Source organism: Gemelliphila asaccharolytica (assembly GCF_001553005.1).
GTDB lineage: Bacteria > Bacillota > Bacilli > Staphylococcales > Gemellaceae > Gemelliphila > Gemelliphila asaccharolytica.
Window position 1 is genome coordinate 1 of the sequence record NZ_KQ959872.1, and the last position, 22,855, is coordinate 22,855.

A 22,855-nucleotide genomic window follows, 5' to 3' on the forward strand; every position below is an offset into this window, starting at 1 on the left:
TTATGGTAGACAAATTTAAGAATACAATTTAAAATATTGGTAGGAAATTTTAACTGTTATCTAATAGTTGTCTTACCTTTACAAAGATATATTACCACTTTAGTATGCCTTTGTAAATATCTGTTATACATCTGTTTTATTAATTTAAATTGAATTATTAATATTTTTATTTTTATGTTTTTGAAAGAAATTATTTTTCTTAAAACAGTTTTTTTATTACAGTATTAAACAGATTAAAGCCGTTATTTACAGTTTTTATATTGATAATAGGTTTCAATTAATATTCTGTTGTATATCTGAATTACGTTTTTAAAAAGACAAATATTACAATAAATTTTTATTGTTATTTTTTATTGTTTATTTTTTCTTATTGAGAATTAATATTGTTTGATAACAGTTTCGATAAATTGGAGGCTTATTTGAATACTAATATTACTAACAAAAAATACGATATTATTATAGTTGGAGGAGGCAGTAGCGGTCTTATGTTAGCTCATCTTCTCAATAACAAAAATTTATCTATTCTTTTACTAGAATCTACAAAAAGAATAGCCACTAAATTACTAATGACAGGAAATGGCAGATGTAACGTGATTTCGAGTTATAAAGAAAAAGAATTAGAAGAAAAAATCTATAACGGAAGATTCCTAAGAGGAGCTTTTTTAAAATATGATTTGAAAAAATTCTTTGAAAACAATAACCTAGCCTTAAAAGAAGAGAATATGCGACTTTATCCTAAAAGTGAAAAATCTATAGATGTTGTTAATATGTTTAATATAGAAAATATTGTCCTTAAAAAAAATTCAAAAGTTACTGACCTTATCTTTGATAAATTAAAACTAATAGGAGTAGTTTGCGGAGAAAACAAATATTATGGGGAAAAAATTGTCCTATGCACAGGAGGTAAAAGTTTTCCAAAAAGCGGAAGTGACGGCAGTATGCACAACATTTTGAAAAAGCATAATATTTCTATAACAAAAACATATCCAAGTGAAGTTCCTTTAGTTTTTCCTGATTTCTCCTCTCTTTCTGGAGTTTCTATCCAAAATGTAAAAATTTTTAATAAAAATCATTATTCAATAGGAGATATTCTTTTCACACACAAAGGAATTAGCGGACCTTGTGCTATCGGTATTGGAGAATTTGTCGCAAGAGAAAATAATACAGAATTTTTTATTGATTTTTTGCCAGATATAACAGAAGAAAAATTATTTCTAAATCTTTTCAATAATCATAAATATCTTCAAAACAGCTTTCCAAAGAGTTTTTATAAATTTATAATGGAAGATTTCCCAAAAAATAACCCTTCTAAAAAAAATATAAGAAAATTCATTTCAGAAAAAATAAAACGTTATAGCTTGAAAAATGTAAAAACACTACCTATTGAAAAAGCATTTGTTACTGCTGGAGGTGTAAATTTAAAAGAAATAAACAATACTACTCTTAGCCATAAAAAAATAAAAAATCTCTATTTTGCAGGAGAACTTTTAGATTTACATGGAGAAATAGGAGGATTTAACCTCACTATAGCATGGATTAGTGCGATGATTATTGCTGATAATATTATTTAAAAAAATTATAATAAACAATAAAATATAATAAAAATTTTATTGATTTATTATGATTTTTTATTTTTATAACTTGCTTTCTAACCTGCTTTTGCATCTAAAAAGTATCAAAAACTATAAATTAAAAACAAAAATTAACCTCCTTAAAAATAAAACATTTTTTAGCAGCATAATCTTTATATTAATAATAGTATTTAAAACAAAATATTTTTTATTTTTTAATTAGGAAAAATTTTTATAACTATGAAATATTTTCACAACTATGAAATATTTTCATTTATAAAGAAATCTTTTCATTTCTAATTATCCAGTTTAATTAATTGACTTTATGCGTTTACAGGTATAAAATTATAATCAAGTTAGATATGAAATATTTAATATATTTAATCTAATCGAAATATATTTTAAAGGAGATTTATTATGAAAAAAATTTATATGTATGGCGTGAGCGAACAAGAAAAAGATTTAGCTATAGCTTGGGGAAAAGATAATAATATAGAGCTATTTTTAGATAATGAAATATTAATGGACAATACGGCTGATAGATGTAAAGGTTATGACGGAGTTAGCACTTATCAATATACTAGATTAGATGATAGTGTATATGAAAAATTAAATTCTTTTGGTATAAAAAATATAGCTCAAAGAATGGCGGGATTTGACCCTTACAATCTAAAATTAGCTACAAAAAATAACATAATAATTTCAAATGTTCCTGCTTATTCTCCTGAGTCTATAGCAGAATATACTGTTGGACAAGCTATTAACGGTATCAGAAATTTATATACAGTCTATAAAAATTCAAAAAATCATGATTTTAGAGAAACTATGAGTATTAGAGGAAGAAGAATTGGAGATAAAACTGTTGCAATACTCGGAACAGGTCGAATAGGACAAGCTACAGCTCACCTATTTCATGGATTAGGATGCAAAGTAATTGGATTTGATGTATATAAAAATGATAAAATAAAAGATATATTAGTTTATAAAGATACCGTCGAAGATGCTATAAAAGAAGCTGATATTATATCTTTACATATGCCTGCTACAGAAGATAACTACCATATTCTAAATGAAAACACATTAAAATTATGCAAAAAAGATGCTATCATAATTAATGCAGCTCGTGGTGTATTAGTAGATACAGAGGCATTACTTAATTCGCTAGATAATGGCCATATCTCTTTTGCCGCTTTAGACACTTATGAAAATGAATTTGAATATGTAAAAAATAATTATAGTGATACTCCTATTACAGATAAAACTTTCATTAAATTATTACATCATCCTAAAGTTAGTTATACTCCTCATATAGCTTATTACACTGATGAATCTGTAAAAAATATGATTTTCCATGCGTTGAACGCTACAAAAGAAGTTATAGAAACAGGCAACACTTCTTTAAGAGTTAATTAATTATAAAAATAACTATTATTAAACTCATTTTAATAATAGTTATTTTTTTATGTGTAAGTTAATTTATATTTTCTTTATAAAAAAGTTATTAAAAAATTATTTAATTTTTCTCTTTTTAACTAATTTATTAAAAAATTACTTATAAGTATATTTTATACAAATTAAAAAAATCTAGAAAATCTAAAAGTTATTTTCAAATAGATTTTCTAGATTAATATATTAAAATTTTATTTTCTCATTAAATAATTAAATGCTGATAAAGCTGCTGTTGCTCCGCTTCCTATAGAGATAACTATTTGTTTATAAGTTTGATCACTACAATCACCAGAAGCAAATACTCCTTCTATATTTGTAGATTGATCTTTTTTAGTTATTATCTCTCCTATTTTTGTTTTTTCTAATTTTTCTCCTATCCACTCAGTATTAGGAACAAGACCAACTAATATAAACACTCCTTGAAGGTCTATAGTATGTTTTTGGTCTGTTTTTCTATCTACATAAGTTAAGGATTCTACACTATCTTTTCCATCTATTGATGTAGTCATAGCACTTGTTATAACTTCAACATTTTCTAAACTTTTTAGTTTATCTTGCAATACTTGATCAGCTTTTAATGTATCTGCAAATTCTATTACTACTACATTTTTTGCTAAATTTGCAAGATCTATAGCTGCCTCTACTCCAGAGTTTCCTCCACCAATAACTGCAACTTTTTTATCTTTAAATAACGGTCCATCACAATGAGGGCAATATGCTACACCTTTATTTTTAAATTCTTTCTCTCCTGGAATATTTAAAAGTCGCCATCTAGCTCCAGTAGAAATTATCAGTGTTTTTGTTAAAAGTTTTTCATCGCTGTCTAAAGTTACTGAAAAATTACCATCTTCTAATTTTTCAAAATCAGTAGCCATAAATCCTTCCATTATATCAACACCATATTGTTCTACGTGTTCTTTGACACTTTGCATAAATTTTGGACCTTCTGTATACTTAGTACCAATTATATTTTCAATACCTAAAGTTTCGTTAACTTGGCCTCCAAATTCACTACAAACAATACCTGTTTTTATCCCTTTTCTTTTAGCATAAATTGCTGCAGCACCACTTGATGGTCCTCCACCAATTACAAGTGTGTCAAAAACACCTTTTTCTTTTGCATTAACTAATTTTTTACTTCCAATAACTTTATCCAATAATTCATTGAACTTAATTCTTCCACCATGGAAATTTTCCCCATTTTTAAATACAAAAGGAACTGCCATAACATTATTTTCTTTTACTAAATCTTCATAAAATGCTCCATCAATCATAGTATGAGTTATGTTATCATTTAGTATTGCCATAGCATTAAGTGTTTGAACAACATCAGGACAGTTATGACAAGAAAGTGATACTATTGTTTTAAAATCAATTTTTTCTTCAATAGCTTTAATTCTTTCTATATCTTCATCTTTTAATTTTGGTTTTCTTCCAGATGCTTGTATCAAACTAAGAACAAAAGATTCAAATTCATGACCTAATGGTATTCCCGCATATGTCACTCCTACTTCTTTATTTCCTTTCACTATTGTAAAAGAAGGAGTTAGAGGTAAATCTACTTTTTCTATAGTTATTTTTTCTGTAAGAGAAGATATAGTTTTTAAAAATTCTTCCATTTTTTTACTATTATCATCTTCTCCCACACTATATTTCAAAACAAGAGTGCTTTCTATATAATTTGAATATGCTTTAAACTGTTGTTGTAATTCATTTGTCAGCATTATATTTTACCTACTAAGTCTAAACCTGGTGTAAGTGTTTCGCCTGTTTCTTTCCATTTTGCAGGACAAGCTTCCCCTGGATTTGCTCTTACATATTGTGCAGCTTTTATTTTATCTATTAAAACAGAAGCATCTCTTCCTATTCCGTCAGCATTAATTTCAAATGCTTGAACAACTCCATCTGGATCTATAATAAATGTAGCTCTTTGAGCAAGACCATTTTCATCAAGAACTTCAAAATTATTAGATATTAAATGACTTGGATCTCCTATCATTTTATATGTTATTTTTGAAATAGCTTCTGAATGATCATGCCATGCTTTGTGTACAAAATGAGTATCTGTTGAACATGAATAGATATTAACACCCAATTCTTTTAATTTATCTGATTGTTCTTGTAAATCTTCAAGTTCTGTCGGACAAACAAATGTAAAATCGGCAGGGTAAAAACAAAGTACACTCCATGCTCCTTTAAAATCTTCATTTGATACATCTACAAATTCTTCTTTTTGTGGATCATAAGCTTTAGCATTAAAAGCTAAGATCTCTTTACTTACTAATGACATATTTTTTTCCTCCTAAATTTCTGTATTGTTTTTATTGATAAAATTTCATTATTTTTATCAAGTTAATCTTATAATAAGTTAATATAAAAATCAAATAATTGCACTCAAAAAAATCCTTTTTTATTTTTATGAAAAATGCTTTTAAATCAGTAATTACAAATATTTTAAATATATAATAATATAACTTATTTTCTTCAATTAATTATAAACTACTTATAATATCTATCTTTTAAAATTTGAAACTAGCTTATACTCACTTAATCTGTTACAATTAAAGTATTAAATAAGTAAGGATTTAAAATAATGATAAATGATACAATAGCCGATATAAGATATATGCATGAACATAGATTATTACCAAATTATTTTTTTGCTAGAAAAAAACAATTTATAGACGTTATTATTAAAAACAACACTGCTATTTTTAATATTATTGATAAACTTTTCAGTGAAAAAAATATAAAAAATATCTATAAAAAAGAAGATTATAAAGTTGAAATTGGAAAAGTTACTGACTTTGTTACCTTGATAAAAGTAAGTTTCCCAACTCCAGAAGTAGAACCTCTTTGTTACTGTTCCTATATTTTTTATGATAATAATTATGAAAAAATAGCGTACTTTACTATTGAAAAAGGAGATAAAGCTAGTAATTACTTACCTTATGTAGCTTCTTGGAATAATCAGGGAAAACATGAAAATTATGGCAATTGTTCTTTCGACAAAAATGAAGATTTGCTAAAATGTGTAGATATATATATGGAAAAAGAATTTAATTTAAAAAGAAAAAAATAATTTTAAATTTTTATAATTATTGCTATCTTGCTATCTTAATTTTTTTCTTAATAATAATTAATTAACTTTGTTTTGGAAAAATTAATGTTATAAATATTTTTAAAAAGGGGGATTTTTATTGAGAGTAACAATTTATCAAAAACTAAATTACATAAAAAATTATATAATCATAATTATTGGATCAATTATTTTTGCAGCAGGTCTAGAATTTTTCTTAATTCCTAATAAAATTTTAGACGGTGGAGTTATAGGTATTTCTATGATATTCCAGCATTACCTTAATATACCTTTAGGAGCTTTTATTGTTTTATTTAATATCCCTTTCTTATATCTTGGATATAAACAAATTGGAAAAGGATTCACTATTTCTTCAATATTTGGAATTATTATTCTTTCCATTATGACACTTATATTTCACCCATTTCCTCCCCTTGTTACAGACCCATTTTTAGCTTGTATTTTCGGAGGAATTATTCTAGGAATAGGAGTTGGACTTGTAATTAGAAACGGCGGTACTCTTGACGGTAGTGAGATGTTTTCTATATTTGTCACAAAAAATTTACCTATATCTGTTGGTGAAATGGTTCTTTCTATTAACATTGTGATATTTATAATATCAGGATTTATTTTTAGCTGGGAGTCAGCACTATACTCTATGATAAGTTATTTTATAGCTGCAAAAGTAATGGATATAGTCATAGAAGGACTTAATGATTCTAAATCAATTATGATAATTACAAAAGAATATGAAAACATTTCTCGCGATATTCAAACTAAATTAGGAAGAGGCGTTACCCTTTTACACGCTGAAGGTGGATATAGTGGTGAAGATACAAAAGTTATCTATTGTGTTATCACTCGTATTGAGGAATCACTCTTGAAAAATATAGTGGTATCAAATGATAAAAATGCTTTTCTTTCTATAGGTAATATTGCTGAAGTTAGTGGAGGCAACTTCAAGAAAAAAGACATTCATTAAATAATTTTATAAACTAAAAAAACCTTTCATCATAAATTAAATTCTGATGAAAGATTTTTTATTATATATGATATTTTATCCTATAATTTTTAAATATACTTTAGATGTTAATTTATATATTATAAAATATATTACCATAAAAAACGCAATTATAGATATAAAAATAATAATATAAACAGTTAAATTATTAAAAGCAAATAATAAAAGTAAATTATAAATGAGCCTTGAAGTTACAATACAATGAACAATAGCAACTACTATAGGAGAAAAGAATAAAAATGCTATTTGACTTGATGTAGTCTTTTTAATTAAACTATCTGTTATTCCTAATTTTCTCATAATATCATATTTATCTCTATCCTCATATGCTTCTGCTAATTTTTTATAATAAGTTATAAGAATTATAAAAATTGTAAATATTATAGTAAATATAGCCCCTAAAAATAAAAATCCACCATTAAGCTCATATATTGCATCTATACGTTCGCTTTTTACTTCAACTTCATATCCTTTATCTTTAGCCTTATTTTTTAAAGTTTCTACATATTCTTTATTTTTCACATTATCGGTATCAAAACTAACGCTTGTTATTGCAGGATATTCAAACTCTTTTTCTGTTTTTGGATTAATAACTGTTAATGTTTTTGATATATAATCAATAGTTTCAAGGTCTTTTGCAACAATTAAAAAGGTTTCTACTGCATAATTTGATGGCACAATGTTTTCTATCTGTCTTACTTTAAAAATTTTATCTCCTATCTTAAGTTCCCTAATATCTCCTATTTTTTGATTTGCAGTTAGTAAAACTTCGTTTTCTTCTAAAGTTATATTTTTGTTAAACATAGCATTATAGCCGTCTAGATTTCTTAATATTAAAAAATAAGGGAATTTGCTTAAATTTATATCATTACCTGTTTTCTTAAATTCATTTCCTTCTTTTTCAAATGGAACCATTACCTGATAACTTGAAAAAATATTTTTAATTTTATTTTTGTCATCAACTGTACTATAAATAAATTCTTTAATTTTTTTAGTTTCATTATTATAATCTTTACTATCTAAGATAGGTTTAGCTATTTCATATTCTCTAGAAATTATATTTTTTGCCGAATTTTCTATACCACAATATATTGAAATTGTCCCTATTAATGACATCATTATTCCTGCTGATAAAATTGAAATACTAGCAAGGGAAACAGCATTACTTTTTATTCTATATAAAAGGCCACTTATAGATAAAAATTTTTCTTGCTTATAATAACTTTTTCTTTTCTTTTTATATTTTAAAAATATTACAGTAAAAGATATATAAAGCAAATAAGTTGCAATTATTATAATAATTCCAGCCTTAAAAAAACTAACAAGAGCCGATAATGCAGTTTTTACTGTTATAAGTTCATAATATCCATAAACTAAAAATAGAACTCCTATTATCATTAATATATATCTTGACTTAGGTTCTCCCTCTGACTTTTTAGATTTAAAAAGAAGTTTTATAGGACTTAAAAAGTGTATATTAATACTTAACTTAATTATAGTAAATATATAAAGTATAGCTGCCATAAATAAAGTTTTCTTTAAAGCAGAAACACTAAAAATAACGTTAAAATTTCTTCCACCAACATCTTTTAAGATTTTATTAAGTCCTAAAAATGTTATTTCAGAAAAAATATATCCTCCTACTACCGCAATTATTAAAATTATTAAATATAGTATAAAAAATTCTAAATATAAAATTCTTCTTATATGTTTTTTCTCTAATCCTAAGACTGAATATAGTGAAAATTCCCTATATCTCCTTTTTATTAAGAAGTTTGTGCTGTAAACTATAAAAATAAAAACCAAAATGGCTACTACATACATTGCAAATTCTATTATTGTTAATAGGTATTCATGTCTTGTTCTTACATATTCATTGTCTATTAAACCTGCAATAATATTAAAAATAATAAATATTATTCCTTGCGATATTATAAAGGGAATTATTGATAATCTATAAGCATTTAAGTTTTTAAAAGCAAATTTTCTTGTTAAATTGAAATTCATTATATATCACCTCTACTTAATAGTAATTGAGAGGTTCCAATTCTTTTTTCAAATTCTTCTCTGCTTTCATTTTCCCCTCTATAAATTTCATGATATAAGATCCCATCTTTGATAAATACAACTCTTTTTGAATAAGAACTCGCCTTTAATGAGTGAGTTACCATTAAAATGGTTTGTCCGCTTGTATTTATTTCTTCAAATAAATTTAAAATCATATTTGAAGATGATGAATCTAAAGCTCCTGTTGGTTCATCTGCTAACAGTAATGAGGGATTTGTTATCAATGCTCTTGTAATAGCTACACGTTGTTTTTGTCCTCCTGATATCTCATAGGGATATTTTTCTAATATTTCTTTTATCCCTACTTTTTCACTTAGTTTAGCTAATCTTTCTGTCATTATTGAATAATTTACATTTGAAAGAACTAAAGGCAAAAGGATATTATCTTTATTATCAAATTGATTTAATAAATTAAAGTCTTGAAAAACAAATCCTAATTCTTCTCTTCTAAATTTTGATATTTCTTTATCTTTAATTGAATTTATATCTTTCCCATTTAAAGTAACTTTTCCACTGCTTGCTTTATCCAAAGTTGATATTACGTTCAAAAGTGTTGTTTTTCCACTTCCACTTTCTCCCATAATAGAAATAAATTCTCCTTTTTCTACAGATAAATTTATACCTTTTAATACTTTTGTCGTTACCTTTTTTGTTTTATATTCTTTTTTTATATTCTTAAGTTCTAATACTAGCATATTTTTCTCCTTTTTTTATTTAATTTTAATACTTAAAAATGTTGCTAGCATTTATTTAATATTACAATATTGATTTTTTTCTTACATTTTTGTAAGTTTAGAGTTGAAATATATATAGAATGTACTTCCTTTGTTCAAAGTAGATTTTGCTTTTACTTCTATATCCAAAATTTTAGATATTTTTTTCACCAAATAAAGTCCTAAACCACTAGATTTTTCATTAACTCTTCCATTAAAACCACTATACCCTAAATCAAAAATTTTTTTCATATCTTCTTCTTTTATTCCTATTCCTGTATCTATTATTAAAAGTGCATTCTCTTTTTCATTATATTTTATTGTAATACTTCCTTTTTTAGTATATTTTAAAGAATTAGATAAAATTTGTTCTATTAGAATAAATAACCATTTTGAATCACTTATAATTTCATTTTCTATCGAGTTATAATTTAAAGTTATTCGTTTTTCTATAAAGATAGTTGAATATTTTTTTAATAATTTTTTTATAATGTCATCTAATTTAACTACAGATATGTCCATATCACTATTTCTATCTCTTAATTTAATATAACTTATTGCCATATTGGTGTACTGTTCTATATAAAATATTTGTTCTTTAATTTTTTTACTATCTAATTTTTCTTTCCTTATAAGTAAATTCAAAACTGTAATTGGAGTTTTAATTTGATGAACCCAAAGTAAAAAATATTCTTGTATGTCTTTTCTTTCTTCATCTATTTGTTCGTTTAATTGATTATTTTCTCTTATTAACCTTGCGTTTTGTTCTTTTATACTCAATATTTTATTATACTTGAAATAGTTAATTAATAAATATATTATAAGGAGAAAGGTTAGTATCTTTATTCCTAAAAAAAAATATTTTTTTTCTAAATTTGCTAAAAAAAATATTATGAAAAAGATAAAAAAATTAAGTAAAAAACTTGAAATGACTTTTTTTTCTTCTTTTAAAAAATTAATAATTTTTCCCATAATATCTCCTTTAATCTAAGTAATATCCTATTTTTTTCTTGGTTTTTATTAAATCTACAATGCCGTTGTCTTTTAATTTTTTTCTAATTCTTGTTATATTTACAGCTAATGTATTATCATCTATATAATTTTCTCCTTGCCAACAATTATTTATTATCTCTTCTCTTGTAGCTATTTTGTTATTTTTAAATAATACTTCTAAAATCAAAAGTTCTGTTCTTGTTAAAGAAAATAAAAAATTTTCTCCTGATAATGTTGCCTTAGCTAAATCTAAAATTAAATTTTTATAACTTAATTTATCATTATCTATAGTATAATCATATGTTCTTCTTAAAAGTGCTTTTATTTTTTCCCTTGTTACAAATATGTTTATTGGTTTTGTTATATAATCATCTGCTCCAAATTGCATAGCTTGAACTATTTCTATAGAATCATTATGAGATGAAATAAAAATAATTGGCACATTTGATATTTTTCTTATTTCTTTTGTAAAATAAAACCCATTATAATATGGTAGAGTAATATCCATTAATATTAAATTTGGTTTATATTTTTTATATTCTTGTATTATATTATTAAAATTGTCTATTCCTCTTGCTTCATAACCCCAGCTTCTTAATTCATCACTTAATAATAATACTATATCTCTATCGTCTTCAATAATTAATATTTTCAATTTTTTCTCCTATTATTTTAAATAAGTATTTTGTTACTTTTGTTTTATAATACCATAAATATATTAAAACAATATAATATTTTTAATAGCTATTTTTATATTTGTTTGTTTAAATTATTTTTTATAAAATTATTTGAGTGTATTTTGGTTTGTTTATAATTATTATTTTTTCTATATTAAATTTTGTTATTTCTGTATTTAACTTATATTTTTTTAATATTTTATTTAATATGTTCCCTGAAATGCGATTTAATTGAACTGATTTTTTAAATATGTTATTCTTTAAATATAAATATTTTTAAAAAATCCATGGGAGGTATAATATGGATCACATTAGTAATTTAGAAAATCTTACTAACAATACTAAAAATTTAACAGAAGCTATCCCTACAGAAATGAAAGGCTTTATGTCTTTTGCTGGTACTGTTCTTAAAGACGGAGCCTTACCAGTTAAAACAAAAGAACTTGTTTCTTTAGGTATTGCTATTGCCGTTAGATGCGAAGGCTGTATAGAAGCTCATGTTAGAAATTTAGTTAAAGCTAAAGCTACTAGAGAAGAAATTTCAGAGGTTATTTCTGTTGCTATCCTTATGGGTGGTGGTCCTTCTACTGTTTATGGTGGTAAAGCTTTAGAAGCTTTTGACCAAATTTCTAAATTATAATATAAAAAAGGAGTAATATATTAAATATTAAAGCCGAATATTAAAATTCGGCTCTATATTCAATATATTACTTCTCTTTTTTTATTTATTTAAATTTTTTAAATCTATATAGCTTATTACTTTCACTTTATCTTTTGGATTTTTTATAATTTTTTCCATCCAAACCATATTATAAAATCTATTAAATTTATATCCGCACTTATTAAAATATCCTACTTGGGTAAATCCTAAATGTTTATGAAAATCACGACTATTAGATGTTAAATATTCATCATCTTTATCTGGATATGCAATACATGAGTATAAATTCATTATCCCCATCTGCCTTAGAATTTGTTCCATTTTACTATATAATTTTTTACCTACTCCTCTTCCTTTTTCTTTATTATCTAAATAAATTGTTAATTCACAAGAGTGATTATATGCATCTCTACCTACAAATGGACCTGCATAAGCATATCCTACGACCTTATTATTTTCTTTTGCTACAAGGTATGGATACTTTTTACTTATTTCTTTTACTTTCGCTTTAAAATCATCTATGGTTTGAATATTATAATCAAATGTTATTGCAGTATTTTTTACATAATAATTATATATACTAAGAGCTTGTTCTATGTCTTTTTCACTTATGTCTTCTATAATCATAATGCCCTCCACTTCAAAATTAACTTTAATTATAATAAAATTTTAAAGTTTTTTTATTTTTGTGTTAGATAATCAGACATCTCTTATAGAATTTATTTTTATTTTATTAATTACTTATAGTTTAATATTTTAAAATTTATTATTTTAAAATGTATCATTTTAAATGATACTCGTTTTTTATATCCTCAAGTTTATTTAATAAAATAGCTCCATCTTTTATATGTTCATTTAATGCAAAACTCATTTTATCACCAAATCTTCCAGGAAGACAAAAGACACAGTTACCTACATCAAGTGCAAAGTCTACAGTTCTACTTGTCCCACTTGTTTTAGCCGCTTCCGTAACTATTAACCCGTCACTTAACGTAGCTACAATCCTATTTCTCTCTAAAAATCTATATTTTCTTATTTGAGATGTTGGCATATATTCTGAAACTATTAAATGTTTTTCTTCCATCAATTTATATAATTTAATATTTTCTTCAGGATAGATTATATTATGACCATGAGCTATTATAGCAATTGTTTTTATTTTTTCTCTTATAGCTAATTTATGAGCTATACTATCTACCCCAGAAGCTAGGCCACTAACTACTAAAAAATTATATTTTGCTAAGTAAGGTACTATTTTCTTTAATGATTCCAATGAATAAAATGTATTTTGTCTTGAACCTACTATTGACATTTTTCTTTTAAATAGTAAAAGATTTTTATCTCCTCTATAAAATAAAACAAAGGGAAAATCAACTAATCTAAATAATTGTTTTGGATAATATATATCATCAAAAAATAAATAATTTGTTTTATAAAATTTAAAATATTCTTCAAAATTAAAATCCAAATTGTTTTTAAATTTTCTGTAACTTTCTTTTTTATTTTCCCCAAATAACTTTAAAAATTCTTCTAAATTTAATTGCTTTAAATCCCTTATTTCTGTCAATTTTTCTAGTGCTTTATGTATCTTTAATGTTGTTATATCATCTATTGCTACTAATGCTAATATTATTTTTTTATCTTCATCAGTTAAAGATACATTTATAATATTTTCTCTTTTCATATTATTAGCTCCTTATTTAGTATTTTATGGCTGAGATAATCTCATATAATAAGCTCTTACAACTTTTTCTATGATTTTCACTTTATCTTTTTCACTTATATAAATACTATCTATAACCTTTATATAATTTAACATATAATCCAAAATTTCCTGATATGTTTTATTATTTTGAAGCATTACATATATTTTTGTTTGCCACATTAAAAGAGGTGTAGAAATTAATAATTGTTCATTTATATTTTTTCCTATCAAATTAGGAATATTATTTAATTTTATCCTACTTTGATAAAATAAACTTAACAATTTATTTTTTACAGTTTTATCAAATTTTAATTGGACATAAACATAATTTTCTATATCACTTTTATATATTTTAGTCACTAATTTTTTCTTGGATAAGGTAAAAGTTAAAGGAAAATCAAAATCTTTTAAGTTATATCTAGTTATAAGTGCTAAAGCATGATGTTTTTTTAAATTACATGAATATATTTCATAAAATAAAATAGCTTCTTTTTCTCTATCATATCCATAAAAGAAAATATGCCCTTCTTGATAATTAAAAAAATTTTCTACAAATGGAGCATATCTTATATGATATATATTTTCTCTTAGGCTTAAAATTTTTATAAATTTGTTTATATCTATTAACCATATTAATTTAATATTTGCGTCTTTATAACCTACGGTTCTTTGATTTAATATTTTATGTGAAATTATTGACCTTTGATATTCTAGTGCAATATTTTTGTCTTTGATATAAATATCTGCTATTTGAATATTGCTATTTACTTTAAAAATATATTCTAATAGGACATTTATATACTTTTGCTTAAAATGATTATAAAGACTTTTTTTTACGTCTAAATGCTCTTTACTTTCCCTTTTATAACTAGTTATGCTACAAGCACTATTTTTTATATGTGCAAAATGAGATTGAATTTTTACTCCTTTTTTATAAATAACTTCACTATTACATATAGGACAAAAATATCTTTTATTTTTTGCGATTATTTCATCTATTGAATTAAAACTTTTTTTATTTTCATCATATGCTATATACATACTTACCTCTTAAGTATTATCATATCTAATTCTATAGTTATTTTCTTTATTTCATCCAGATACTTTTCTTTTATTTGCTTAGAAAAAGTCAATGGTGTCATCAAAAGAAAATCTTTAACTTGCTCTCTTTTTAGATTAAATACTTTGCTTATTCTTTTTGCTCTAACTATGTTCATGTTTTTTGTCAATAAATCTATTGTATCTTTTGATTCATAATCTTTTATTTCTAATGCTTCTCTTATCTCTTTTAGATAATTTTTAGTTGGTATTAATTTTATTACAATACCTTTATTTGTCAAAATTCTTTTAAACTCACTATAATTTGCTGGTGATAAAATATTTAAAATAACGTCTACACTATTATCTTGGAAAGGTAAATTAGATAAATTTGCTAATATATAAGGATTTTTTTTATCATTTATTACAGCTTTATGTATAGCACTCTTACTATTATCAAGCCCAAAAAAGTATGTATTTTTAAATGTTTCTTTCAAATTCCTAATATAAAATCCTTCCCCACATCCAACATCTAACACATTTTTTACATCTCCATTCAACTCTTTTTTTAGCTCATTTAATATATGGTCATAAAATCTACCTTTAAATACTCTTTCTCTAGAGTCAAAAAGATTTTCTTTATAATTACTTCCCTTATAATTTTCTATCAAGTGAATATATCCCTTACTAGAAAAATCATAAACATGAAAATTCTCACAAATTAATGATTTATCCGATATTTTTGAATTTTTTTTACATTTGGGACATAGATAAATTAAATTATTATTAAATTTCTTTATAACATTTTCTATTTTCATTTTTTTCTTTTTTCTTCTCTAATTTCTTTAAAAAAATCTTTTAAAATTTTTTCACATTCTTCTTTCATTATACCCGAGATGACATTTACTTTATGGTTGAATAAATTACTTGTCAATAAATCTATTTTACTTTTATGACAGCCATTTTTGCTATCACAAGTACCATAAATTACATTTTCTACTCTTGAATGAATTATAGCTCCACTACACATAACACAAGGTTCAACAGTAGTATATAAATAACTCCCCTCTAAACGCCAAATCCCTATTTTTTCACAAGCTTTTTTTATTGCTAGTACCTCTGCATGATAAATTGCTTGACCCGTTACCTCTTTCATATTGTGAGCTTTTGCTACAATTTTATTGTCTATAACAAGAACACATCCTATAGGTACTTCTCTTTCTTTATATGCTTTTTTTGCTTCTTCTAATGCTATTTTCATATAATAATTATGATTCATATTTTTTTCCTTACCCATTATTATTTAAATTGTAGCAAAATAAAAAAATGTTGGCAAGGTTATTATGCTATAATTAACTTGAGGTGAATAAAATGATAGAAAAATTCTACTTAGGAACTTATACAAAAAGAAAAAGTAAGGGTATCTATTCCATAAAATTAGACGAAAAAAAAGAAAAACTCTACGATTTAAAATTAGAATATGAAGTTAATAATCCCACATATATTTGTAAATTTGAAGATAATATTTTTTCTGTTTCAAATGAAAAAAATCAGGGAGGAATTAGCTGGTTTAAAGATGGAAAAATATTAGCAAAAAATCATCACGAAAGCTCAACTCCATGCTATATAGACTATTCAAAAAAACACAAATTAATAGCAACAGCAAACTATCATACAGCAAATATCTGTTTATATGAAATAAAAAATAAAAAAATAATATTAAAAAGTAAAATATCAAATAAAAATAATGAAAAAATATCTCATATGCACTACAGTAAATTTTTTGATGATATAGATTGCCTTTTTGTTTGTGATTTAGGTAAAAGTAAAATAATAACATATAAAATTGAAAAAAATGAATTAACTAAAGTAAGCGAGTATAAATCAGATGAAAAATCTGGGGCAAGACACATAGTATTTCATCCGCAAAAAAATATCTGCTACCTAATATGTGAATTAAATTCCACAATTGAAATATTAGATTTCGATAAAAAAAATCTTACCTTTAAAAAAATAAATACAGTCAATTTAACAGAAAAAAATGAAAAAAAATGGGCTTCTGCCATAAAAATTACAAAAAATGGAAAATTTTTATATGCTTCTAATAGAGGCGATGATTATATCTTTACCTTTAAAATAGATAGTGAGGGGAATCTAGAATTAATACAAAAAATATCATCATTTGGCAAAGTTGTAAGAGATTTTACCCTATCTAAAGATGAAAAATATCTAATAGCAGGACATCAAGAGTCTGACAATTTAAGTCTTTTTAAAATAGAAAAAGAAGGAAAACTTTTATTTTTAAATAATGATACTTTTGCTCCTGAAGTAGTCAATATAATAAATAATATATAAAATTTAAAAATTTTAGGAGTATCTATGGAAACAATTTTTTTATGTTTATTATTTTTAATAATGGCCAGTTTCATTAAATGTTTAATATCTAATCCAATAAATAAAGATTTTTTAACAAGAAAAAGTGCTTGTGATAAATGTAATCAAAGATTAAAACCTTTAGACTTAATACCTCTTTTAAGTTTTATTTTTTTAAAAGGAAAATGTAGATACTGTAAAAAAAATATAGACATAAACATTTTTCTTTATGAGGTATTTTCTTTTATAATCCTTGTGTTTTATTTATTAACTAAAAATATTTTACCCTTATCTTATATAGATTATTTTATAGTACTTATCTTAATATTTATATCTATTGAAGATATAAATAAATATGAAATAAATGAAAAATTACAAATAATATTATTATTCTTATGTGGAATAAACTTTTTCTTAAAACAAGATATTTCAAACTTAAAAAATACTTTTATCTTGGTATTACTTTATCATCTTATTTATTTAGTAACACTTAAAAATATAGGTTATGGTGATATAAAGTTATTTTCTATACTATCACTTAACTTAACTCTATCAAAAGGAATATATTTATTCTTATATACCTTCATAATAGCAGGGTTTTTTGTTTTAATATTATTATTACTAAAAAAAGCAACAAAAAATACAAAAATACCCCTTGCTCCATATATAACACTTGCTTATATAGTGATTTTAATTCAAGGAGAAATAACATGGATAATTTAAAAATTAAAGACTTTGCAATTGAAGAGAGGCCACGAGAAAAATTATTAAAATATGGAGCCAAAAATCTTTTAGATAAAGAACTTTTAGCTATCCTCTTACGGACAGGAACAAAAGAATTAAATGTAATAAAACTAGCTGAAAAAATCTTAAAAGATGTAGGTGGCATAAAAAATTTATCTGACACTACTATAAACGAACTTATCAAATACGATGGAGTTGGAAAAGTTAAAGCTATAAACTTATTAGCTAGTATTGAGTTTGCCAAAAGAGTTTTTAAACAAGAAATAAATGAAAAAATAACTTGTAAAAATCCGTCAATAATAGCAAATTACTTGCGTTATAATCTTATAAATTTAAAACAAGAAATTTTTTTAGCTATAGATATTGATTCTAAAGGAAAAATAATAGAAGAAAGAGAAGTTTTTAAAGGAAAAGTGAGTAGCAGTGAAATTCACCCTAGAGAAATATATAAAAATTCTATTAAAAACTCTGCTAGTAGTATAATATGTGTTCATAATCATCCGTCAGGTATAGCTACACCATCTATCAAAGACATACAAAGTACAAAATCATTAATAGAAGCTTCTAATCTTTTAGGAATAACCTTTTTGGATCATATTGTTATTGCTAAAGAAGGGTTTTGTAGTATCTTAAAGTTTTTAAAAATTTTAAAAGAAAATAACCTAAATAGCAAAAATTTAAATGTAGAAACAGTAAATTATATTATAAAAAAATATAATTTAATTGAAAAATACTAATTTCTTAAAATTATAAAATATTAAAAAAAGCCTCTTAAGTTTCATTATAATAAACTTAGGAGGTTTAAATCTATTTACTTATATTTTTTATTTGCAACTTTTGCAAATGCCATATATTGCTATTGTGTCATCTTGAGTTTCAAAATCATACTCTTTATCAACATATTTAATTAATTCGTTAAAAATTGGATTTTTTACAGTTTTTATATTATGACACTTAGTACATATTAAATGATGATGCATTCCAGGCGTTATTTTTTGTTTTAAATGATATTTAGCTATACCGTTACCAAAAGTTACCTTTTCTAGTATTCCTAAATCATAAAAAGTATCTAATGTTCTATATACTGTAGCAAGACCTATTTCAGGGTTAATTTCTTTTACTATAAAGTATAATTCTTCTGAACTTAGATGTTCTTCTTTTTGGTCTACTAAAATTTTTATTATTGTTTCTCTTTGCGGTGTTAATTTATAAGGTGAATTTTGCAGTGTTTTTACTATTTCATTATATATGTCCATTCATTTGCCCTCTTAACCATTGTAATGCTATTATTGTTTTACTATCTGTAAATTTATTATTATCTAATTTATTGAAAACTTGATTAATTTCTATTTTTTTTAAATTTAAAAATTCATCATCATCTAGTGATAATTCTTCTTTGCTTTCGATTTCTAAATCTTTTACAAAATAAATAGTTATCATCTCTGAACTATATCCTAAAGCTACATGAGTGTCACAAATTTTTTTTAAATCTTCCCTTTTTACACTATAGCCAGTTTCTTCTTTTAATTCCCTAATAGCTGCTTTTTCTCTTTCTTCATCTTTATCTATTTTTCCTGCTGGAATTTCTAAAGTTACTTGTTCTATAGCCTTTCTATACTGCTGAACAAAAAGCACTTCATTTTTTTTTGTTAATGCTAAAATTGCTACTGCTCCATTATGTTTTAATATCTCTCTTGTAGATTTTGTTTTATCTGGCAATAATACTTCATGAACTTCTAAATTTATAACTTTACCACAGTAAATTTTTTCTTTAGTTATTGTTTTTTCTTCTAAATCTTTCATATTATTACAACTCGTATTCTTCCATATCATTTACTAAATTTATATTATTTTTCAAACTTTTTTTTATGTCTTCTATTTCTTTTTTATCATATCTTGAACTTATATGAGTTAGATAAATTTTATCTATTTTTTCTCCCTGTGTCAGATTATTAATATCTTCTATATTCATATGCATATGATTTTTTGCTAAAATTTTTTCATCAGGATATAAATATGTACATTCTGATACTAATACATCTACGTCTTTTATAAAATCTTTTAATTTAGAAAAGTATAATGTATCAGATATAATAACTATTTTTTTCCCTTTTTTATCTTCTCCTAAAAATTTGCTAGAAATATATTTTTTTCCATTAAATTCAAAAAAATCTTTTTCTTTTATTTCTCTGCATATTTTACCAGGCTTTATTCCTATTTCTTTTAATTTTTCTACATTTAAAGTTCCTTTTTTATCTTTAAAGTTTAATTTGAAAGCATAACTTTCTATTCCATGTATTAATTTAAAAGATTCTATATTTATATTTTTATCGTCATATAGAATTTCATTACTTTTTGAAAATTCTTTATAATGTATATTATAATTTAAGACTGTAGATGATATTTTTAAATTAAATGTTACATATTCTTTTATTCCTTTTGGTCCAAATATATATATATCTTTTTTTTCCTTATTTAGTAAAAAATTCCTTGATGACAAAAATCCTATTAATCCTAGAATATGGTCGCCATGAAGATGACTTATAAATATTTTGGTTATCTTCGCTGGTTTTAAATTAGTATACATCATTTTATGTTGTGTACCTTCTCCACAATCTATCATAAAACATTCTTTTATCTCATCCATAAAATTTAAAACTATACTTTGTGTATTTCTATGTTTTGATGGAACTCCTGCTCCCGTACCTAAAAACTGAATTTTCATTATATCTTAAATATCACTACTTGACTATCTTCTACACACGTTATAATGTGTTTTTTATTTTTTTCTATTTCTAGTATTTCAAACTCTTCTAAGTTTTCTATTTCATCTTCTGTTTTTACTGATATTTTACCATTTACATTCAAAATAACTATATTATGTTCATTACTATAGTCATCTGTTTGATTGCCTTTTTTTAAATTAAGGTGAACTACTTGATAATCTTTATTGTCTATAATAACTCCACCCAATAAAATATTTTTATCTAATTTTTGTTTTTTCATTTTTGCCCCCTTCTTATATAAAGACCGTCTAATTCTATAGTTATTTTTTTATTTTTAAATAATCTTCCTACTGCTTTTTTAAAGTCGCCTTTACTCATATCAAATATTTCTCTTATTTGTTTTGGATTGCTTTTATCTGTGTATTCACAATATCCATTATTATTTTTTATATATTGTAACACTATTTCTGCATCTTCGTCTATCCTTTCATATGCTCTAGACAAAAATGATCCATTTAGTTGTCCATCAGATTTAACTTTTATTATTCTAACCTTTACAAGCTCCCCTAAGCGTGGCTCTTTCTTTCTTTCTGATTCATGTACAAATATCTTATAACCTTCTTTTGAAAGTAAAAATGTTCCTACTTTCATAACTCTATAAGGATAAGCTTCTATTTCTTTGTTAAATAAATCTTTATCTGCTTTTTCGTAAAGACTTTCTACTATTTTCTCTGTTGCTATTCTAGCAAATAATTGTCCATTGTAATCTCTTCGTAAGGTTATAAATAAATTATCTCCTTCTTTAGGCCAAAGACTTCTTACCTTTGGTAAATCTTCCCTTAAAAGAAGTATATCTCTTGAAAATCCTATATCTAGTCCAACACCTTCTTCACTTACTCTTACTACTTTACTAAAATCATATTCTCCATATGTTACAGCAGGAAGTTTTGGCGTTGCAAACATTTTACCACTTCTTGATGGATATATAAACATTGAATATTCTTGAGAAATTTCAAAATTATCTACATTATCTATATCAGATATATTGCAAGTAAATTCTTCTCCTTCCTCATTTTTAAATAAAAACGATGAAGAATTTTTTTCTACTAATTTTAAAAAGTGTATTTCTCCTGTTATAAATTTATTTTTTTTGTCCATTATTCCCCTTTAATAAATAAAAGAGTTGTTAGATATCAACCCTTTATTCTAAATTTTATACTAAATTAATATTGTATCTGGTTCAACTGATTTTCCCTTACTTCTCTAGGAAGAAATCTTCTTATCTCATCCACATTATATCCAACTTGTAATCGTTTGTCATCAATTAAAATAGGTCTTTTTAACATTCCTGGATTGTCTTGAATAATTTTATATAAATTTTTCATTGATAATTCATCTAAATTAATATTTAATTTTTGGAAAGTTTTAGATCTGAAAGAAATTATATCTTCAGTACCTTGTTCTGTAATTGATAATATTCGTTGAATTTCTTTTATTGTTAATGGTTCTGAAAAAATATTTCTTTCTTCATATTCTATATTGTGATTTTCTAACCACGATTTTGCTTTTCTACAAGAAGTACAACTGGGAGATGAAAATAAAGTAACCACCAACACAAATCACCCCCTCATAAGAATTGCTTCTATATTTACCTATATTTTATTATACTATAGTAAATTTTTATTTACAATATCAAATATAGATTTTAATATTTTTTTATCTATTTATTTTTTTATTGATTTTTTTTATTCTTATGTTATAATAGGTATTAGTATTTTGCCAGTATGGCGGAATTGGCAGACGCACTGGACTCAAAATCCAGCGATGGCAACATCGTGTCGGTTCGACCCCGACTACTGGTATATTTTAAAACAAGGTTATTCCTTGTTTTTTTTATGAAATTTACATATTGTTAAAAATTTTTATTTTACTTATGTATTTAAAATATAAAAAATTTTTTCACTACTTTTATGTATGATGAAATTTTGAATATTAAAAAAGTAGATTGTTATCAATCTACTTTTTTTATTTTATTTTC

25 protein-coding genes and 1 tRNA gene are annotated in these 22,855 nt (G+C 24.0%); 9 read left to right on the forward strand and 17 right to left on the reverse strand.

The features are described from left to right. Positions 1-419 precede the first annotated feature (419 nt). Positions 420-1,571: a BaiN/RdsA family NAD(P)/FAD-dependent oxidoreductase gene (locus HMPREF1871_RS02715; RefSeq protein ID WP_232297352.1), complete on the forward strand. Its 1,152-nt coding sequence runs from the start codon at positions 420-422 to the stop codon at positions 1,569-1,571. 417 nt (positions 1,572-1,988) lie between these two features. Beyond that, on the forward strand, positions 1,989-2,984 hold the full coding sequence (locus tag HMPREF1871_RS02720) for a D-2-hydroxyacid dehydrogenase (protein ID WP_066129772.1): 996 nt from the start codon (positions 1,989-1,991) through the stop codon (positions 2,982-2,984). Between the two features lie 227 nt (positions 2,985-3,211). Here HMPREF1871_RS02720 and ahpF read toward each other — a convergent pair whose 3' ends face one another. After that, on the reverse strand, positions 3,212-4,747 hold the full coding sequence (ahpF, locus tag HMPREF1871_RS02725) for an alkyl hydroperoxide reductase subunit F (protein ID WP_066129775.1): 1,536 nt from the start codon (positions 4,745-4,747) through the stop codon (positions 3,212-3,214). Beyond that, the gene (gene ahpC, locus HMPREF1871_RS02730) at positions 4,744-5,310 is read right to left on the reverse strand and encodes an alkyl hydroperoxide reductase subunit C (RefSeq protein ID WP_066129778.1); all 567 of its coding nucleotides are present in this window, start codon (positions 5,308-5,310) and stop codon (positions 4,744-4,746) included. The genes ahpF and ahpC overlap by 4 nt, the downstream gene beginning before the upstream one ends. Before the next feature lie 303 nt (positions 5,311-5,613). On the opposite strand from ahpC, the gene HMPREF1871_RS02735 reads away from it, so the two are divergent. Then, positions 5,614-6,102, forward strand: coding sequence for a hypothetical protein (locus HMPREF1871_RS02735; RefSeq protein WP_066129781.1), 489 nt, complete (start codon positions 5,614-5,616; stop codon positions 6,100-6,102). A 118-nt stretch (positions 6,103-6,220) separates the two neighbouring features. Continuing rightward, a complete protein-coding gene (locus tag HMPREF1871_RS02740; RefSeq protein WP_407919978.1) occupies positions 6,221-7,081 on the forward strand; it encodes a YitT family protein in 861 nt (286 codons plus the stop codon). 75 nt (positions 7,082-7,156) lie between these two features. Here the strand turns inward: HMPREF1871_RS02740 and HMPREF1871_RS02745 are convergent, their stop codons facing one another. The 4 genes from HMPREF1871_RS02745 to HMPREF1871_RS02760 form a co-directional block, all read right to left on the reverse strand. Beyond that, on the reverse strand, positions 7,157-9,127 hold the full coding sequence (locus HMPREF1871_RS02745; protein WP_066129784.1) for an FtsX-like permease family protein: 1,971 nt from the start codon (positions 9,125-9,127) through the stop codon (positions 7,157-7,159). Then, complete coding sequence (locus HMPREF1871_RS02750; RefSeq protein WP_066129787.1) at positions 9,127-9,882, reverse strand: ABC transporter ATP-binding protein; 756 nt, start codon at positions 9,880-9,882, stop codon at positions 9,127-9,129. Before HMPREF1871_RS02750 ends, HMPREF1871_RS02745 begins: the two co-directional genes overlap by 1 nt. An 81-nt stretch (positions 9,883-9,963) precedes the next feature. Beyond that, a complete protein-coding gene (locus tag HMPREF1871_RS02755) occupies positions 9,964-10,872 on the reverse strand; it encodes a sensor histidine kinase (protein ID WP_066129790.1) in 909 nt (302 codons plus the stop codon). Positions 10,873-10,882: 10 nt separating this feature from the next. Further along, a complete protein-coding gene (locus tag HMPREF1871_RS02760) occupies positions 10,883-11,548 on the reverse strand; it encodes a response regulator transcription factor (RefSeq protein ID WP_066129792.1) in 666 nt (221 codons plus the stop codon). Between the two features lie 323 nt (positions 11,549-11,871). Between HMPREF1871_RS02760 and HMPREF1871_RS02765 the strand changes: the two genes are divergently transcribed. Next, positions 11,872-12,210, forward strand: a complete 339-nt coding sequence (locus HMPREF1871_RS02765) for a carboxymuconolactone decarboxylase family protein (RefSeq protein WP_066129794.1) — start codon at positions 11,872-11,874, stop codon at positions 12,208-12,210. 81 nt (positions 12,211-12,291) lie between these two features. On the opposite strand, the gene HMPREF1871_RS02770 is transcribed toward HMPREF1871_RS02765, so the two are convergent. The 5 genes from HMPREF1871_RS02770 to tadA all read right to left on the reverse strand — a co-directional run bounded on the left by HMPREF1871_RS02770 (position 12,292) and on the right by tadA (position 16,253). Further along, positions 12,292-12,858, reverse strand: coding sequence for a GNAT family N-acetyltransferase (locus HMPREF1871_RS02770; RefSeq protein WP_066129797.1), 567 nt, complete (start codon positions 12,856-12,858; stop codon positions 12,292-12,294). Positions 12,859-13,012: 154 nt separating this feature from the next. Then, positions 13,013-13,915 carry a DNA-processing protein DprA gene (locus HMPREF1871_RS02775; protein ID WP_066129801.1) on the reverse strand — a complete coding sequence of 301 codons (903 nt, stop codon included), beginning with the start codon at positions 13,913-13,915 and terminating at the stop codon, positions 13,013-13,015. A 24-nt stretch (positions 13,916-13,939) separates the two neighbouring features. Then, a complete protein-coding gene (locus HMPREF1871_RS02780; RefSeq protein ID WP_066129803.1) occupies positions 13,940-14,977 on the reverse strand; it encodes a competence protein CoiA in 1,038 nt (345 codons plus the stop codon). Between the two features lie 2 nt (positions 14,978-14,979). Then, entirely contained in the window at positions 14,980-15,792 is an 813-nt protein-coding gene (locus tag HMPREF1871_RS02785) for a methyltransferase domain-containing protein (protein WP_066129806.1), read from the reverse strand. Beyond that, positions 15,789-16,253 (reverse strand): tRNA adenosine(34) deaminase TadA, encoded by a 465-nt coding sequence (gene tadA, locus HMPREF1871_RS02790; RefSeq protein ID WP_066129809.1) that lies wholly within the window; start codon positions 16,251-16,253, stop codon positions 15,789-15,791. The genes HMPREF1871_RS02785 and tadA overlap by 4 nt, the downstream gene beginning before the upstream one ends. Positions 16,254-16,345: 92 nt before the next feature. Here tadA and HMPREF1871_RS02795 point away from each other — a divergent pair, with 92 nt between their 5' ends. The 3 genes from HMPREF1871_RS02795 to radC are packed head-to-tail and all read left to right on the forward strand — an operon-like array spanning position 16,346 to position 18,828. Continuing rightward, positions 16,346-17,329, forward strand: coding sequence for a lactonase family protein (locus tag HMPREF1871_RS02795; RefSeq protein WP_066129811.1), 984 nt, complete (start codon positions 16,346-16,348; stop codon positions 17,327-17,329). Between the two features lie 24 nt (positions 17,330-17,353). After that, positions 17,354-18,070, forward strand: a complete 717-nt coding sequence (locus HMPREF1871_RS02800; RefSeq protein WP_066129814.1) for a prepilin peptidase — start codon at positions 17,354-17,356, stop codon at positions 18,068-18,070. Next, on the forward strand, positions 18,058-18,828 hold the full coding sequence (radC, locus tag HMPREF1871_RS02805) for a RadC family protein (protein WP_066129818.1): 771 nt from the start codon (positions 18,058-18,060) through the stop codon (positions 18,826-18,828). The genes HMPREF1871_RS02800 and radC overlap by 13 nt, the downstream gene beginning before the upstream one ends. 87 nt (positions 18,829-18,915) lie before the next feature. Here the strand turns inward: radC and HMPREF1871_RS02810 are convergent, their stop codons facing one another. The 6 genes from HMPREF1871_RS02810 to spxA all read right to left on the reverse strand — a co-directional run bounded on the left by HMPREF1871_RS02810 (position 18,916) and on the right by spxA (position 22,427). Continuing rightward, positions 18,916-19,347 (reverse strand): Fur family transcriptional regulator, encoded by a 432-nt coding sequence (locus HMPREF1871_RS02810; RefSeq protein WP_066129821.1) that lies wholly within the window; start codon positions 19,345-19,347, stop codon positions 18,916-18,918. Next, complete coding sequence (locus HMPREF1871_RS02815; protein WP_066129823.1) at positions 19,334-19,894, reverse strand: NUDIX hydrolase; 561 nt, start codon at positions 19,892-19,894, stop codon at positions 19,334-19,336. Before HMPREF1871_RS02815 ends, HMPREF1871_RS02810 begins: the two co-directional genes overlap by 14 nt. Positions 19,895-19,898: 4 nt before the next feature. Continuing rightward, the gene (gene rnz, locus HMPREF1871_RS02820; protein WP_066129826.1) at positions 19,899-20,816 is read right to left on the reverse strand and encodes a ribonuclease Z; all 918 of its coding nucleotides are present in this window, start codon (positions 20,814-20,816) and stop codon (positions 19,899-19,901) included. Further along, positions 20,816-21,097: a hypothetical protein gene (locus HMPREF1871_RS02825; RefSeq protein ID WP_066129829.1), complete on the reverse strand. Its 282-nt coding sequence runs from the start codon at positions 21,095-21,097 to the stop codon at positions 20,816-20,818. The genes rnz and HMPREF1871_RS02825 overlap by 1 nt, the downstream gene beginning before the upstream one ends. After that, entirely contained in the window at positions 21,094-21,975 is an 882-nt protein-coding gene (locus tag HMPREF1871_RS02830; RefSeq protein WP_066129832.1) for a CvfB family protein, read from the reverse strand. Before HMPREF1871_RS02830 ends, HMPREF1871_RS02825 begins: the two co-directional genes overlap by 4 nt. Before the next feature lie 65 nt (positions 21,976-22,040). Then, complete coding sequence (gene spxA, locus HMPREF1871_RS02835; RefSeq protein ID WP_066129843.1) at positions 22,041-22,427, reverse strand: transcriptional regulator SpxA; 387 nt, start codon at positions 22,425-22,427, stop codon at positions 22,041-22,043. A 168-nt stretch (positions 22,428-22,595) separates the two neighbouring features. On the opposite strand from spxA, the gene HMPREF1871_RS02840 reads away from it, so the two are divergent. Then, a tRNA-Leu gene (locus HMPREF1871_RS02840) sits at positions 22,596-22,679 on the forward strand. Positions 22,680-22,855: the final 176 nt, after the last annotated feature.